We start from the raw sequence: 14,093 nt of genomic DNA, 5'->3' as shown, positions 1-14,093 counted from the left end.
TCTTGGAACCGAAGGGCCCCCAGAGGGGCCGATTTCGTCCAAGATCTCCGAGGAGGCAGCCTCGACGTCGGAGGAGGCAGCGCTGACCGCCGAGGTGGCAGCGTCGGCCGGGGGAGGCGCGGCGGCGGACGTGCTTCCGGCGCCGGGATCCGGGCCGGTCGCGGGGGCGGGCGGCGTTGGCGTACCGGAGAAGCGCGGGCGGCGGCGGTCGGCGCCGGAGCCGGCGCCGGAGCTGGACGACGCGGAGCTGCGCGGGGCGCTGGAGGCCATCCTGCTGGTGGTCGACGAGCCGGTCAGCGAGCTGACCCTGGCCGACGTGCTGGAGCAGCCGGTCGAGCGGATCGGTCCGATGCTGGACGAGATCGCCGCCGGCTACACCGCGGCCGGGCACGGCTTCGAGCTGCGCCGGGCCGCCGGCGGCTGGCGGCTCTACACCCGCCCGGAATACGCGGCCTACGTCGAGCGGTTCGTGCTGGACGGGCAGTCGGTCCGGCTGACCCAGGCCGCGCTGGAGACCCTGGCCGTGGTCGCCTACAAGCAGCCGGTCACCCGCTCGCGGATCTCCGCGATCCGCGGGGTGAACTGCGACGGGGTGATCCGTACCCTGGTCTCCCGCGGGCTGGTCGAGGAGTGCGGCACCGAACCGGACAGCGGGGCGTTCCTGTACCGGACGACCACGATGTTCCTGGAGAAGCTCGGCTTGAACAGCCTCGACGACCTGCCGCCGCTCGCCCCGTTCCTACCCGACGACGTAGAAGAGCTTGCCGATGCCACGCGATGACCGTGCCCCCCGACCCGACGCGCCGGTGTACACCGGCGCCGAGCGCCTGCAGAAGGTGCTGGCCGCCGCCGGTGTCGGGTCCCGCCGCGCCTGCGAGGACCTGATCTTCCGGCGCCGGGTGACGGTGAACGGCAGGGTCGCGCAGCTGGGCGACAAGGTCGACCCGACGACCGCGGTGATCGAGGTGGACGGCGAGCGGCTGGTCGCCGACACCCGCCTGGTCTACCTGGCGATGAACAAGCCGCGCGGGGTGGTCTCCACGATGGCCGACGAGAAGGGCCGGACCGCGCTGGCCGACTTCCTCGGCAACCGGGTGGAGCAGCGCGTCTACCACGTCGGGCGGCTCGACGCGGACAGCGAGGGGCTGCTGCTGCTCACCAACGACGGCACCCTCGCGCACCGGCTGATGCACCCCTCCTACGGGGTGCAGAAGACCTACCTGTGCGAGGTCGCCGGGCCGATCCCGCGCAACCTGGGCAAGCGGCTGATGGCCGGGGTGGAGCTGGAGGACGGCCCGGCCCGGGTCGACGCGTTCCGGGTGGTGGACACGCTGGGACGGACCGCCCAGGTGGAGCTGACCCTGCACGAAGGGCGCAAGCACATCGTCCGGCGACTGCTGGCCGAGGTCGGCCATCCGGTGTCCCGGCTGGTGCGTACCTCGATCGGGCCGATCCGGCTGGGTGACCTGCGCGCCGGGCGCACCCGCCGGCTCACCAACGCCGAGGTGGCCGCGCTGTTCAAGGCGGTGGGTGACTGACCCCGTCGTTCGGGGTACGGCAGCCGGTAGGCTCCGTGACGGCCGCGGCGCGCTGGGCGCGCGGGCGCGGATGGCGCGCGGCGGCAGGGCATGTGGCCCGATGCCGGGCCGCGGGCATGATTGACGATGGAACGACCGCTCACGGCGCCGCGACCGGCGACCCGTGAGGTACGGGCTGAGGAGGACGACGGTGGAGGAAAACGTACGGACCGGGCGCTGCGTGGTCGCTGTGGACGGGCCGTCCGGTTCGGGTAAGTCCACCGTCTCGCGGCGGCTCGCCGCCGGCCTCGGTGCCCGCTACCTGGACACCGGGGCGATGTACCGGGCGATCACCTGGGCGGTGCTGCGCTCCGGGGTCGACCTGGCCGACGCCGAGTCGGTGGCCAAGGTCGCCGGTGAGGTCGACCTGCGCATCGGCACCGACCCCCAGGGGTACGGCGTGACCGCCGACGGGGTGAACGTGGACGCCGAGATCCGTGGCCCCGAGGTGACCGCGGCGGTGTCCGCCGTCGCCGCCGTGTCGGCGGTGCGGGCGCTGCTCGTCGCCCGGCAGCGGGAGATGATCGTCAACCACGGCCGGATCGTGGTCGAGGGTCGGGACATCGGCTCGGTGGTGGCGCCGGACGCCGACCTGAAGGTGTACCTGACCGCGTCCGAGGCGGCCCGGGCCGCCCGGCGCAGCGCCGAGGACGCCACCGACGTGGCCGCCACCGCCGCCGATCTGGCCCGCCGGGACCGGCTCGACTCGACCCGCAAGGTGAACCCGTTGCAGCAGGCCCCGGACGCGGTCGTGCTGGACACCACCGAGCTGGGCATCGACGAGGTCGTGGCGCGGCTGCGCGCGCTGCTCACCGAGCGGGGAGTGGCGTGACCGAGAGCGAGGGTTGGGTAGAGCTGCGGGAACCGGACCTCGACACCGAGGAGCAGCCCGGTCCGCAGCCGGTGGTGGCCGTGGTCGGCCGCCCCAACGTGGGCAAGTCGACCCTGGTGAACCGGATCATCGGCCGCCGGCAGGCGGTCGTCGAGGACGTGCCCGGGGTGACCCGCGACCGGGTTCCGTACGACGCGCAGTGGGCCGGCCGGCAGTTCACCGTGGTGGACACCGGCGGTTGGGAGCCGGACGCCCGGGACCGGGCCGCGGCGATCGCTGCCCAGGCCGAGGCGGCGGTGGCCACCGCGGACGTGGTGCTCTTCGTGGTCGACGCGGTGGTGGGCTCCACCGACGTGGACGAGGCGGCGGTGCGGATGCTGCGGCGCAGCGCCAAGCCGGTGATCCTGGTGGCGAACAAGGCGGACAACACCGCCATCGAGATGGAGGCCACCTCGCTGTGGTCGCTCGGCCTCGGTGAGCCGCACGCGGTGTCGGCGCTGCACGGCCGCGGCTCCGGTGAGCTGCTGGACGCGATCATGGACGCGCTGCCGGAGGCTCCGAAGATCGTGGAGCACCGGCCCCGCGGCCCGCGCCGGGTGGCGCTGGTCGGGCGGCCGAACGTGGGCAAGTCGAGCCTGCTCAACCGCTTCTCGGGGGAGGAGCGGGCGGTGGTCGACGCGGTCGCCGGGACCACGGTGGACCCGGTGGACAGCCTGGTCGAGATCGGCGGGGAGACCTGGCAGCTGGTGGACACCGCCGGGCTGCGCAAGCGGGTCGGCAAGGCCAGCGGCACCGAGTACTACGCCAGCCTGCGTACCGCGTCGGCGATCGAGGCCGCCGAGGTGGCGGTGGTGCTGCTCGACGCCAGCGAGGTGATCAGCGAGCAGGACCAGCGGATCCTGTCGATGGTCACCGATGCCGGCCGGGCGCTGGTGATCGCCTTCAACAAATGGGACCTGGTCGACGCCGACCGCCGGTACTACCTGGACAAGGAGATCGAGCGCGAGCTGCGCCGCATCCCGTGGGCGATCCGGCTCAACCTGTCGGCCAGGACCGGCCGGGCGGTCGACAAGCTCGCCCCGGCGCTGCGCAAGGCGTTGGCCAGCTGGGAGACCCGGGTGCCGACCGCGCAGCTCAACGCCTGGCTGACCGCCCTGGTGCAGGCCACCCCGCACCCGGTGCGTGGTGGGCGGGCACCGAAGATCCTCTTCGCCACCCAGGCCGGGGTGGCGCCGCCGCGGTTCGTGCTCTTCACCACAGGTCCGCTGGACGCCGGTTACCAGCGCTTCGTCGAGCGCAAGCTCCGCGAGGAGTTCGGCTTCGAGGGCAGCCCGATCGAGATTTCGGTACGCCCGCGCAAGAAGCTCGGCCCCGGCGGCCGCGGCAAGGCGCACGGCTGACGCGTCCGTTCCCGGGCGGGGTTTTCCCTACCCGGGGCGGACGGCTCGCCCGTGATGTGCGGCTCATGACAGCTCTCCGGGCCGGGGCCGCCCGCGCCGCACCGGGCGTGTCCTACCGGACCGCCGGCTTGCCCCGCGAGCGTGATACCGCAGAGTCATCAAGATGACTCTGCGGTATCGCTGCTTTCGGCGAACCCACCCGCGATTCGGAGATCGGGCCGGTCCGGCGGGCGGGCCCATGTGGCCGCCACACCCGCCCGCCCGATCGACCAGAGCAGAAACTCGGAGCTCGCGTCCCGGCGAGCCGCAAGAGATCAAGCTCATCGATGCCCGGCGTCAGCGAGTTGCCCCCTATCCTCCTAGGAAGCTCTACGGGAGGTGAGGCGGGCGGCACGCCTTGGGCCGGGAGGGGCGTGTGCGGGCGACGGGAAGATCTGCGCTAAGCTGTACCGGCTGTCGCGGGGGAAACCGCGCGGTGGCATCGGGACGTGGCGCAGCTTGGTAGCGCACTTGACTGGGGGTCAAGGGGTCGTCGGTTCGAATCCGGCCGTCCCGACAGCGAGAGGGTTTCCGTAGAGACTTGCGGGAGCCCTCTTTTCATTGCTTGGCATGGATGCCTGGTCTAGCACGCCGCTGTTGGACTCCTTGGCTCGGGGCAGGTTGTCATGCCACTTCTCGATCTTCAGAAGCTCACCGTCGGACCGTCCCGGACCTGGGCCGGGCTCCTGCGGGACTGGACCGGTCGCTGCGGCGGGCCGGGAACTATCCGCAGGCCACCCGCGACCACTACCTCCTCACTGCCGCTCAGTTGGGTCGGTATCTGGGGGAGTATTCGCCGGATCCGGACGCCGATGACGCCGCCGACGATCCGTGCGCGGTGACGCGGGCGCACTGGAGGCGTTCCAGGCCTGGATGATCGACACCAGGTCCGCGTCGACGGCGCTGATCAAGCACAAGGGGCTGCAGCAGCTCTTCAAGTGGCTGCTCGTGGACGAGCAGGCCATCGACCGCTCGCCGATGGAACGGGTTCGGCCCGGTAGTGGCGAAGAGCGCCATCGGCGGTGGTTGGTGCGTTGTGGATGTCTTGGGCCGCGACGAACTGCTCGTCGGTGACCAGCGGTGGGTGGGTGATCTGGCATGAGATGACCCACTCTAGGGCAAACTAGATCTAGCTCGGCAGCTTGGGATCTCGATCAGCCGATTGTTGTTGGCGTATGAAATGTGGTTGGGGAGCCGATATCCGCGGGGGTGCGAGGTGCTCGGCCGGCTTCGGGATGTGGTGAGCGAGGGTGTGCGGCGGGGGCGCCGAGACGTGTACGAGCGGCTTCGCACGTATCTCGTCGTCGCGGCGCAGGCGGGTGTGGCGGCCGAGCTGTCCTGGTTCATCACCCGCGAATTACTGGACAATGCGGAGCCGATGTTCGCGCCCATCGTCGCGGTCGGCACGATTGCGGGAGGCATCGGTAATCGAATCAGGCGAGCGCTGGAGTTCCTTGCCGGGGTGATCGTGGGGGCGGTGGTCGCGCATGTGATCGCACGGACGATCGGGGTGGGGCCGGTCCAAACCGGCGTGATCGTGGCGCTGGCCATCTCGGTGGCAGTCGCGTTTCGGGGCACCGGCGGGGTTTTGGCGCAGGCAGGAGGCACGGCTCTGCTGTTGGGGTCGGTGGCGGAGGGACCGGATCTGGCTGTGCCGCGAACGGAAAGTGCGCTGGTCGGTGGTGTCGTGGCCGTCGCCGTCGCGTTCCTGATCCTGCCACTCAACCCGCTGCGGGTCGTACATCGCAGCGTCGGTCCGACGCTGGATGCCTTCGCCCGTGAACTGACGGCTGTTGCCGACGCACTGGTCCATCGTGACCTTCAAAAGGCCGAGTGCGCCCTTGAGCGCTTCTCTACGGCGTGGGAGCAGAGACAGCAGACGGCTGAACTGGTGGCCGCAGCGCGGCAGGTGACGATCCTCTCACCGTGGCGAAGACGACGGCTCGGAGTCCTGCGCCGGTGGGAGCAAGCCGCCGAGCACTTCGATGCGGCTTACACCTGCACTCGCGAAATGGTGCACTGGGCGGTGGCGACCCTACGGACGGGTGAGCCGGTGCCGGCCGGTCTTCCAGCGTCGATCGAGCACGCCGGCCAGGCGCTGAGGCTGCTGTATCGGGATGTCGTCACCGGCCGGGATCCAGGTCGTACGCGCGCACGGGCATTGGACGCGATCAAAGAGGTCAACAAGGCCTGCGCCGAAGGTGTCGACTCCTCCGGAAACGTCGTCGTCGCACAACTGCGCGCCGCCGTCAGCGAGCTGCTACAGGCCTCCGGACTGCCAGAAGCAGAGGCGACCAAGCGGGCGGACCTGACGGCCGCCGTCTAGCTACGGCGGTGCCAGCAGATGGTGGCGGCGTAGGGCCGTAGGGCTCCTGGCTCCGCGTCAACGGTCTGAACGCCGACTGGCAACCTCCAGCCGGAGGGTGACGCGCGGGCGAGGGCCTTACTTGAGCAGGTCGGACACGACGATAGCCACGAAGATCAGGATTACCGCCTCGCTGACCCACCACGAGTGGTCATTGGCCCAGTTGCGGATCTTCGGCAGCGCTGCTGCCGCCCGCTGACCGAACGCGAACAGGGCGTGCAGTGGCAACGCAAGTAGCAGCAGCGTCAGACACAGGAACGGCAGCAGGTGCCACCACGGCTTGTCGTGGCCTGCCAGGCTTCCGGCGATCCCACGCCGTCGGGCGCCATACCCGAGCACCTGGACACGACGAGTCTCGTGCCCGGCGGGCACGGCGGGCCTGTCCCGCCGGAGGCCGCCGCGTACGTCCGCACAGCGCTGTACGACGCGACCCACCACGTCTTCATCGCGCTCGCCGTGCTGGCAGTCCTCGCGCTGTGCGCGCTGTTGCTGATGCCGCGCCGCAGCAGCAAGCTCACCATCGAGTAGCGATCCGCCATCGCTCAGGCCTACACCCACGCGAACATCCTGGGGTGGCGCAGCCGGCGGGCATGGATGGCCGAGGTGATCGGCCGCCGCACGAGGTGCCGCAGATTGGCCGCGACTCCATCGAGGACGCAATGGCCGCGCTCGACTGGACCGTCATCTACATGTGGCAGTGAGCCGTGCGTCGCGAACTCACGTTGATGGTCTGATCGACCGGTGCACTCTGTGGGGGAGTGGGTGCGGTGATGCTGGGAACTCCCGTCCCGGCGCAGCTCAGGGGACATTCGGAAGCTTCCGGACTACCCCTCCCGATCTTGCGCAGCAGCGAAGTGCAGCAAGGGCTCATCGGCCGATACTCTGAGCGCCGTCCGCACCATCTGGGGAGAGTCATGACAAGTCGGTTCACCGAGCTGGCCGTTGATTGCCACGATCCGGAGAGGCTCGCGGCCTTCTGGTGCGAGGTATTGGACTTCAAGGTGATCGACCGGAGCGAGGGCAAGGTCGAGGTCGGCTCCTGGGTGCCGACCGTCGAGGATGTTCGGGCCCGCCAGATGCCGCCCACCCTGGTGTTCATCAAGGTGCCCGAGGGCAAGACCGTGAAGAACCGGCTCCACCTCGATGTCAGCCCGATCGACGGCAGCACCGAGGACGAGGTGACCAGACTGCTCGGCCTCGGTGCCACCACGACGGATGTGGGCCAGGGCTCAGACCGAAACTGGGTGGTCATGGCAGACCCCGAGGGAAACGAGTTCTGCGTCCTACGCACCCTGGCACCGCAGAGCTAGGCCGCTAGCGGTCGCCCCCGATCACACCGCAGCCGTCACCTTGCGTGATGGTTGCCTGGGACTCAGGGTCATGGCCACCAGCGAAGACGCCGGATCAACCGACGACGACTGGAGCGCGGTCCGGCCGGCGGTCAGGGGTCACCGGGCGAAGGGGCCGGTGCCGGTGAAGGCGTACGCGGCGAATCGGGTGCCGATGCGTTGGTGGGCCTCGGGGCTCGGGTGCAAGCCGTCGGGCAACGGAAGTGCGGTGGCGTCGGCTGAGCCGTACAGGGAGGTGCCGTCGAGGTAGTGCAGGTTCCGGTCGGCCGCGCGGCGGTCGGTCAGCGAGCGCAGTTCGCGCCGGATGACCTGGAGCGTCAGGCGTCCCAGGGTGAGGTCCGCAGGTGCTCCGGTCGCGACGAAACGCACCTGGTCGGTGCCGATCGAGGCCGGGTCGATCGCGCCCGGGCCGGGAGTGTCCTCGTGGACACCGCAGAACAGGGGCGAGATCAGGAGCAGGGGGACGTCCGGGTGGCCGTCGCGGATCGTGTCGAGGAAGCCGTGGACGGCGGGGACGAAGGCGCGTAGCCGCATCGCGTCGAGGTTGACGACGTTGATGCCGAGTTTGACGCTGATGTAGTCGGCCGGAGCGTCGCGGATCACGCGGGCCAGGAACGGATCGACCACCGCGCTGCCGCCCAGGCCGAGATTGCGCAGTTCGACACCGGCACGACGGGCGGCGACGGCCGGCCAGATCTCGCTGGGCGCCAGCGCGTTCGAGCCCTGGCTGATCGAGCTGCCGTGATGCACCCACAGCGGCATCCTGGCGTCGTCCGGCTCGATCGGGGCGTCGGCTCGCAGCTCGACCAGCTCGATGGTCTCGTTGTGCGGCAGCCAGACCTCGATCCGGTGACGGCCCGCGGGCAGATCGGAGACCGTGGTCGCGTGCGCCTCGCCGGTGCGGAGAGCCGTCCGGCCGGTGGCGAGGTCGACCTCGACCCGATCGCCGCCGTCCAGCACGTCGCGGACGATGAGCTCGCCGTCGGCGTAGACGTCGATGCGCCCACGGGGTCGCTCGGCGCCCGCGTAGGCGATCCGGGTCGGGTGGGTCACCAGTTCGACCGCGCTCGCCGTCGTCTGGAACACGATGCGTACGCCGGAGGGCTGGCTCTCCATCGAGAGCAGCTGTTCGTCCGGGAATTGTTCGCGTACCCAGGCGGGTAGCCGGTGTGGCCGGATGCCGCGTGGGGTGACCTCGACCTCGGCGGCGCCGCGGAGGAGCTCGGGGAGGACGTGCATCAGGGCTTTCCTTCGGTCGGCCAGGAGCGGAAAGCGGTGTCGAGCGCATCCAGCGCGCGCCGCCAGGAGAGCTCGGTCGCGGGCTCGCGGTGCGCGAAGTTGCCGCTCGCCTCTAGCGCCAGGAAGCCGTTGATGGTGGCGCCGAGCAGCCGGGTGGCGTGCACGAGCTCGGTCTCGGGCAACTGGTAGCCGCGGAGCATCGCCAGAGTCAGCGCGACCAGGTGGCCGGCCGCGTCCGATTCCACGGTCGATGACGCGGCAGGGCGTTGCAGGGCGGCCCAACGGCCGGGGAACTGGCGGGCGTAGTCGCGGTGTGCGTCGGCGAGGGCGATGAGCGCGTCTCGCCCCGAGCGGCCGCCGATGGCTATCGCCACCCGGTCGGCGAGCTCGCCGAGTGCCAGCTCGTGCACGCCGTCGAGCAGCGAGGACCGATCGCGGACGTGTGAGTAGAGACTCGCGGTCTGCACCCCGAAGCGGCGGGCCAGCGCCGACAGGGTGATCGCGTCGAACCCTTCTCGGTCCGCCAGCTCCGCCGCCGCCGCGATGACGACCGCTGAGGTCAGGTTCGCTCGTCCCATGCCCCCATCCTACCCCTAGTAGCGAAAAACCTAATGCCATTCGGTTGGGGTCACAACTCCGAGACACCGTGTTTGTTGGAGGCGGCCGCTATCCTGCCCGCCAACAAGCGATCAGCCGAACACCTCAGCCCCAGCCGACGAGCTTCGAGGAGCCGCCGATGCCCACCAGGCCGGACCAGACGTCACGAGCGCGCCGCCTGGACACTCCCATCTTCCTGGGCAGCCTCGCCGCCGTCGTCCTCGGCGCCGTCGGCGCGTTCCTCGGGTTCGGGGTCCTCGGCAGCATCGGCCCGGTGCCGACCCTGCTCCTCCTCATCGTCGTCGTCTTCGCCGTCGGTGCGACCGTCACCGTCCGTCGCATCTTCGCCCTGCGCACCACCGACGACGCCAGCGACCGCCGGCACGGGCGCGGTTGAGCGTCGTCGGTCGATCCGAATCCGGCGCACCACGTCGACCTGCTCGCCGCTGAGGACGACGCCGAACCCGCCGTTTCCTGACGCATCGTCCCGTCGACCGGCACGCACCCCTGGCCGGTAGTCCAGTTCCGGCTCGACTCCTGCCACACCCTTGAGTGTTGCTCCCTCCCGTGGGGGAGAGGCCTCCCCGCTCGGCGGGAGTCGAGGCCCGGTGGGTGGTGGCTACCGTCGTGATCATGGTCGATCATGCTCATCCCCGTCGTTGGCCGGCGTACGCGATGGCGGTGCTGTTCCTCGGTTACGCCCTGGGCAAGGCCGTCTTCGCCGCGCAGTCCCGGCTCGGGTTCCCGGGCGGCCCGCCCGTCTCAGCTGCCGAGGCCGAGGGCTACTTCCTGGACCCGGCCGTGGCACAGTGGACCGCCGCCGCGACCGGCGTGCTCGGGGCCAGCCTCGCCCTCGCCACGGTCACGTCGCTGGGCCGCTGGCTGCCGCGGGGCGTGATGCTGCTGGCGTTGGCCGGGATGCTGCTCGCCGTCGGCGGCGGCGCCCTGATCATGATCCTGGACGGGTTCGTCGGCCTCGGCGTCGGCTGGCAGTGGCACCACGGCATCCTGGGGATCGTCGTCATCGGGCTGCTGGTGGAGACGATCCGCTCCTACGAGACCGCGACGAGGCGACGTGTCGCGGGCTGACCGGGCGGTCCTCGGGGCGTACGGGGCGGCGGTGTGCGCAGCGGCGTACGGATCGATGAAGCTCGCGCAGGCGCTCGGAGCCAACGCACTGGCCGACAAGGATCCGCTGCCCCCGGAACTGCGCGAGCGGTTGCTGGCCCGGGACCCGCTGTTCGTGGCGAGCCACTGGATACTGGCCGGTGCAGCCCTGGTCGGCGTCGTCGTCGCGCTGGCCGCCGTACGCCCGTGGGGTGCGGCGGTCCCGCGGCGGCTGCTGCTGGCGGTCGCGTGGGGGCTGGGAATCTTCATGATCGCTCGGGCGGTCGGGGTGCTGGGGTTCGGTTTCGTCGGCGACGCGCTGCTGCTGGCCGGGGTTCGCCCGCCGCCGGTCGAGCACGCCGCCCTGGCCCGCGACCTGGCGCGCTGGGACCTGCTGCTGTGGTCACCGTTCTTCCTGCTGTGGGGGATCTGCTGGACGGCGACGGGACGCGGCCTGGCAGCGCGCGCTCCGGCGCGGGGCTGACGTTCGGGTCGGGCCGCGCCGATCAGGCCAGGGCTAGTGGAACGCCGATGGCCGGGAGCGCTCAGAGTTCGGCGCTGACCAACCAGCCGTTGTGGTCGGTGTGCCGCATCGGGTGCGAGCGGGCGTCGGCGAAGCTGAGGTCGCTGGTCGCGATGACGTGCTGCACGTTGCCGTTGCCGACATGGTGGTAGCCCGCGGGAACGCAGTCCCGGACGTCAGGCGAGCCGCCGACGGCCAGGTTCAGGTCGCCGGCGACGAGCACCGGAGTGGACGATCCCACTGCCGCCCGCATCGCGGGGATCTCGACCCGCAGCAGGTGCTGGCACTGCCGGATCGCGACCGCCGCGGAGGCGAACGTCAGGTGGGTGGTGCAGGCGTGGTAGCGGTCGGCCGCCGCCACGCAGAGCCAGACCCGCAACTCGTCCGGGCCATCGGCCTGCTGCGGGTAGAGCCCGTTGAACACCGCGACGCCACCCCGGGCCGCGGGGTCGACCCGGCCGAGGATCCCGATGCCGTACGGCTCGCCGTTGCGGCACCGGTACGGCCGGGAACGGACGACCCGGTCGGCCGCCGGCTGGAACGCCCAGAACACCGGGTCACCCGGGAACGCGCGGAGCATCGCCGGGTGGAGGCCGGTCACCACGTCGTCCCGGCAGACCTCGTTGAGGGTCACCACCTGCGGACGCAGCTCGATGATCGCCGCGTACGCCTCGGCCACCGCCCGGCCGTTGTTGACCTGGGCGTAGCACGACGCGAAACCGCTGTTGCACAGGTTGAGTTGCAGCGCGGCGAACGGCGCGCCCGGCCGCGGCGCCGGCGGCTCGTCCCGCCCGGGCCGGTGTCCGGTCGGGCCAGCGGTCAGGCCGCCGAGCTCGGCGCAGGGGCCGGACCCGGGACAGAACGTCCGCACCCCGGGCGCGGTCCGCTCGGCCGGGGCGCTCGGGCGGACGTACGCGTCCCCGGCGAGCGCCACCACCAGCAGCAGCACACCCGGCACGACCAGGGCCCGGACGCGTCGCCGCCGGTCGACCGGTGGCGACGGGGCGGCTCGACGTGTCGACATCCCCTTCGGCGGGCTCAGTCGCAGCTCATCCGGGCCGTGCGCAGGAAATCGTTCCGCGACATGATCCTCGTCGTCCGGTGGTCCTTCGGCACCAGCACCTGCTCCGGTCCGATCCGGTCGAAGTCCGCGATGGTGAACGGGACGGTGATGGCATCACCGCTGCTCCACCCGCCGAGGCCGTAGCTGGCCCCGGGCCGCAGTTCGGTGAGCGGTCGGGTCTTCTCCGGGCCGCCACCGCCTGCCGCGGGGGTCTCGCCGCTTCCGTGGAGTTCCCAACCCTGCGGTGGCGGACCGAGCAGCGGAACCTCCACCACCTCCTGCGCCGGCGTGCCGCTGATGTGCCAGCGGGTCGACGTCCCGGTGCCCTCATAGGAGCCGTCCTCGTAGACGCTGAGCTGGGAGAAGGCGCCGTCGCAGGTGACCAGGACGCCCACCGGCCGACCATCCTGGACGGACAGGGCGACGATCGGCTGGTCCGGCGGGGTGCAACCGGCCAGCAGGCCGAGCAGCAGGACCAGGATCCCGGGAAGAGTCAGCCTGCGCACGACCCGATACTTCCAGCATGGCGTCACCCGCCGGGTCCCGAGCGGTCACGATCGGCACACAGCTTCGCCACAGCTCGGTACCGGGATCCGTTCGCGTTTGCTGACCCCGGGGTGCCCGGACGAGCGTCACGGGGGTCGGCTGCCGGGCAGCGCGAGGTCCAGTTCGAGCCAGTCGGCCAGCTCCCTGATCTCGGCGCGCACCGCGGCGGCGGTGGCCGGGTCGAAGGGCTCGTCCTCGTGGATCGCGTCGACCCGAAGCACGCCGGCCCGGCGGTCGGCGGTCGTCGGTGCGGGTCAGCTCATGGACGGCCACGGATCGAGGCTAGGGGACCGGTACGGCGGAAGGCCACGCTCCGCGACCGGTTCGGCGACCAGTACCTGGGACGGGGGCTTGTCCCGGCCCACACCGGCTCCTATTCTCCACCTAACCAGTGGGAAATATCGGGAAGCCGAGCGCGGCCCGCCCCGCGTGGATCCACCGACCGGGCAGCGCCGCCCGACGGACCGACGACGACCGATCGACTGACGAACCTGACCAACCCTCACCCCGGACTGGTGGTTGACATGCGAAAACTCATCCTGCTCGCGCTCGTCGGCCTCGGCGCCCAGCTCGTCGACGGCAGTCTCGGCATGGCGTACGGGGTCACCTCGACGACGCTGCTGCTGGCCATCGGCACCAACCCGGCCGCCGCATCGGCCACCGTGCACCTGGCCGAGATCGGCACCACCCTGGTCTCCGGCGCCGCGCACTGGCGGTTCGGCAACGTCGACTGGAAGGTGGTCTGGAAGATCGGCATCCCGGGGGCCATCGGCGCGTTCGCGGGCGCCACGTTCCTGTCCAGCCTGTCGACCGAGACCGCCGCGCCGCTGATGTCGCTCATCCTGCTGGCGCTCGGCCTCTACATCCTGATCCGGTTCACCGCTGTCGGCCTGCCCAAGGGCAACCTCGGCAAGCCGCTGCGCAAGCGGTTCCTCTCCCCGCTCGGTGTGGTGGCCGGGTTCGTCGACTCCACCGGCGGCGGGGGCTGGGGGCCGGTCGGCACGCCGGCCATCCTGGCCAGTGGCCGGCTGGAGCCGCGCAAGACGATCGGCTCGATCGACACCAGCGAGTTCCTGGTCGCCGTCGCGGCGAGCATCGGCTTCATCGTCGGCATCGGTTCCGAGGGCGTGAACTTCGCCTGGGTGGTGGCCCTGCTGGCCGGCGGGATCATCGCCGCACCGATCGCCGCCTGGCTGGTGCGGCACATCCCGCCGCGGGTGCTCGGCTCGGCCGTCGGCGGCATCATCATCCTGACCAACACCCGCACCCTGCTGCGCAGCGACTGGATCGACGCGCCGGACAGCGTCCGCTACCCGGTCTACGCCGTCATCTACGTCGTCTGGGCGGCCGCCCTCGCCTACTCGGTCCGCCGGTACCTGGCCAACCGGGAGGAGGAGCGGCGGATCATCGCCGAGGCCGAGGCGGCCGCCACCGCCGAACCGGACCAGAAGACCCC

18 protein-coding genes and 1 tRNA gene are annotated in these 14,093 nt (G+C 71.2%); 13 read left to right on the top strand and 6 right to left on the bottom strand.

Going from position 1 to position 14,093, the window contains the following annotated elements:
• The first annotated feature begins 31 nt into the window (after positions 1–31).
• The 6 genes from scpB to DLJ47_RS00910 all read left to right on the top strand — a co-directional run bounded on the left by scpB (position 32) and on the right by DLJ47_RS00910 (position 6,174).
• Positions 32–781: an SMC-Scp complex subunit ScpB gene (gene scpB, locus DLJ47_RS00940; RefSeq protein ID WP_233257594.1), complete on the top strand. Its 750-nt coding sequence runs from the start codon at positions 32–34 to the stop codon at positions 779–781.
• Positions 768–1,538, top strand: coding sequence for a pseudouridine synthase (locus DLJ47_RS00935; protein ID WP_088994692.1), 771 nt, complete (start codon positions 768–770; stop codon positions 1,536–1,538). The genes scpB and DLJ47_RS00935 overlap by 14 nt, the downstream gene beginning before the upstream one ends.
• Before the next feature lie 190 nt (positions 1,539–1,728).
• Positions 1,729–2,409 (top strand): (d)CMP kinase, encoded by a 681-nt coding sequence (gene cmk, locus DLJ47_RS00930; RefSeq protein WP_109898215.1) that lies wholly within the window; start codon positions 1,729–1,731, stop codon positions 2,407–2,409.
• Entirely contained in the window at positions 2,406–3,809 is a 1,404-nt protein-coding gene (gene der, locus DLJ47_RS00925; protein ID WP_109898214.1) for a ribosome biogenesis GTPase Der, read from the top strand. The genes cmk and der overlap by 4 nt, the downstream gene beginning before the upstream one ends.
• Positions 3,810–4,291: 482 nt before the next feature.
• Positions 4,292–4,365 (top strand) — tRNA-Pro (locus tag DLJ47_RS00920).
• Between the two features lie 756 nt (positions 4,366–5,121).
• Positions 5,122–6,174 carry an FUSC family protein gene (locus DLJ47_RS00910; protein WP_158289756.1) on the top strand — a complete coding sequence of 351 codons (1,053 nt, stop codon included), beginning with the start codon at positions 5,122–5,124 and terminating at the stop codon, positions 6,172–6,174.
• Between the two features lie 117 nt (positions 6,175–6,291).
• Here DLJ47_RS00910 and DLJ47_RS00905 read toward each other — a convergent pair whose 3' ends face one another.
• Positions 6,292–6,552, bottom strand: a complete 261-nt coding sequence (locus DLJ47_RS00905; RefSeq protein ID WP_146227989.1) for a hypothetical protein — start codon at positions 6,550–6,552, stop codon at positions 6,292–6,294.
• 18 nt (positions 6,553–6,570) lie between these two features.
• Here DLJ47_RS00905 and DLJ47_RS35560 point away from each other — a divergent pair, with 18 nt between their 5' ends.
• From DLJ47_RS35560 to DLJ47_RS00900, 3 genes are all read left to right on the top strand, one after another.
• Positions 6,571–6,741, top strand: coding sequence for a hypothetical protein (locus tag DLJ47_RS35560; protein ID WP_158289755.1), 171 nt, complete (start codon positions 6,571–6,573; stop codon positions 6,739–6,741).
• A gap of 44 nt (positions 6,742–6,785) precedes the next feature.
• A complete protein-coding gene (locus DLJ47_RS37425) occupies positions 6,786–6,914 on the top strand; it encodes a hypothetical protein (RefSeq protein ID WP_255562253.1) in 129 nt (42 codons plus the stop codon).
• A 213-nt stretch (positions 6,915–7,127) separates the two neighbouring features.
• A complete protein-coding gene (locus tag DLJ47_RS00900; protein ID WP_109898211.1) occupies positions 7,128–7,523 on the top strand; it encodes a VOC family protein in 396 nt (131 codons plus the stop codon).
• 138 nt (positions 7,524–7,661) lie between these two features.
• Here the strand turns inward: DLJ47_RS00900 and DLJ47_RS00895 are convergent, their stop codons facing one another.
• Positions 7,662–8,801: a GDSL-type esterase/lipase family protein gene (locus DLJ47_RS00895; RefSeq protein ID WP_109898210.1), complete on the bottom strand. Its 1,140-nt coding sequence runs from the start codon at positions 8,799–8,801 to the stop codon at positions 7,662–7,664.
• Positions 8,801–9,379: a TetR/AcrR family transcriptional regulator gene (locus DLJ47_RS00890; RefSeq protein WP_109898209.1), complete on the bottom strand. Its 579-nt coding sequence runs from the start codon at positions 9,377–9,379 to the stop codon at positions 8,801–8,803. The genes DLJ47_RS00895 and DLJ47_RS00890 overlap by 1 nt, the downstream gene beginning before the upstream one ends.
• 158 nt (positions 9,380–9,537) lie before the next feature.
• Between DLJ47_RS00890 and DLJ47_RS36105 the strand changes: the two genes are divergently transcribed.
• From DLJ47_RS36105 to DLJ47_RS00875, 3 genes are all read left to right on the top strand, one after another.
• Positions 9,538–9,795 (top strand): hypothetical protein, encoded by a 258-nt coding sequence (locus tag DLJ47_RS36105; protein WP_199235637.1) that lies wholly within the window; start codon positions 9,538–9,540, stop codon positions 9,793–9,795.
• Between the two features lie 236 nt (positions 9,796–10,031).
• Positions 10,032–10,487 carry a hypothetical protein gene (locus DLJ47_RS00880; protein ID WP_109898216.1) on the top strand — a complete coding sequence of 152 codons (456 nt, stop codon included), beginning with the start codon at positions 10,032–10,034 and terminating at the stop codon, positions 10,485–10,487.
• Positions 10,474–10,989: a DUF3995 domain-containing protein gene (locus tag DLJ47_RS00875; protein WP_109898208.1), complete on the top strand. Its 516-nt coding sequence runs from the start codon at positions 10,474–10,476 to the stop codon at positions 10,987–10,989. The genes DLJ47_RS00880 and DLJ47_RS00875 overlap by 14 nt, the downstream gene beginning before the upstream one ends.
• A 61-nt stretch (positions 10,990–11,050) precedes the next feature.
• Here the strand turns inward: DLJ47_RS00875 and DLJ47_RS00870 are convergent, their stop codons facing one another.
• The 3 genes from DLJ47_RS00870 to DLJ47_RS37420 all read right to left on the bottom strand — a co-directional run bounded on the left by DLJ47_RS00870 (position 11,051) and on the right by DLJ47_RS37420 (position 12,858).
• Entirely contained in the window at positions 11,051–12,052 is a 1,002-nt protein-coding gene (locus DLJ47_RS00870) for an endonuclease/exonuclease/phosphatase family protein (RefSeq protein ID WP_146227988.1), read from the bottom strand.
• A gap of 14 nt (positions 12,053–12,066) precedes the next feature.
• On the bottom strand, positions 12,067–12,597 hold the full coding sequence (locus tag DLJ47_RS00865) for a hypothetical protein (protein ID WP_109898206.1): 531 nt from the start codon (positions 12,595–12,597) through the stop codon (positions 12,067–12,069).
• 126 nt (positions 12,598–12,723) lie between these two features.
• Positions 12,724–12,858 (bottom strand): hypothetical protein, encoded by a 135-nt coding sequence (locus DLJ47_RS37420; protein WP_255562251.1) that lies wholly within the window; start codon positions 12,856–12,858, stop codon positions 12,724–12,726.
• Between the two features lie 303 nt (positions 12,859–13,161).
• Here DLJ47_RS37420 and DLJ47_RS00855 point away from each other — a divergent pair.
• The coding region (locus DLJ47_RS00855) for a sulfite exporter TauE/SafE family protein (RefSeq protein ID WP_109898205.1) at positions 13,162–14,093 on the top strand (932 nt) is incomplete at its 3' end.

The organism is Micromonospora sp. S4605 (genome assembly GCF_003176715.1).
Lineage (GTDB): Bacteria > Actinomycetota > Actinomycetes > Mycobacteriales > Micromonosporaceae > Micromonospora > Micromonospora echinaurantiaca.
The sequence above is the reverse complement of the archived record's forward strand: the minus strand, read 5'-3'. Positions and strand labels throughout refer to the sequence as shown.

Excerpts from the sequence above, each read along its gene's own strand:
- DLJ47_RS00880 (WP_109898216.1), top strand. The coding sequence starts at position 10,032 with ATGGTCGATCATGCTCATCCCCGTCGTTGGCCGGCGTACGCGATGGCG.
- DLJ47_RS36105 (WP_199235637.1), top strand. The coding sequence starts at position 9,538 with ATGCCCACCAGGCCGGACCAGACGTCACGAGCGCGCCGCCTGGACACT.
- DLJ47_RS00900 (WP_109898211.1), top strand. The coding sequence starts at position 7,128 with ATGACAAGTCGGTTCACCGAGCTGGCCGTTGATTGCCACGATCCGGAG.
- DLJ47_RS00870 (WP_146227988.1), bottom strand. The coding sequence starts at position 12,052 with ATGTCGACACGTCGAGCCGCCCCGTCGCCACCGGTCGACCGGCGGCGA.
- DLJ47_RS00890 (WP_109898209.1), bottom strand. The coding sequence starts at position 9,379 with ATGGGACGAGCGAACCTGACCTCAGCGGTCGTCATCGCGGCGGCGGCG.
- DLJ47_RS00895 (WP_109898210.1), bottom strand. The coding sequence starts at position 8,801 with ATGCACGTCCTCCCCGAGCTCCTCCGCGGCGCCGCCGAGGTCGAGGTC.
- DLJ47_RS00935 (WP_088994692.1), top strand. The coding sequence starts at position 768 with ATGCCACGCGATGACCGTGCCCCCCGACCCGACGCGCCGGTGTACACC.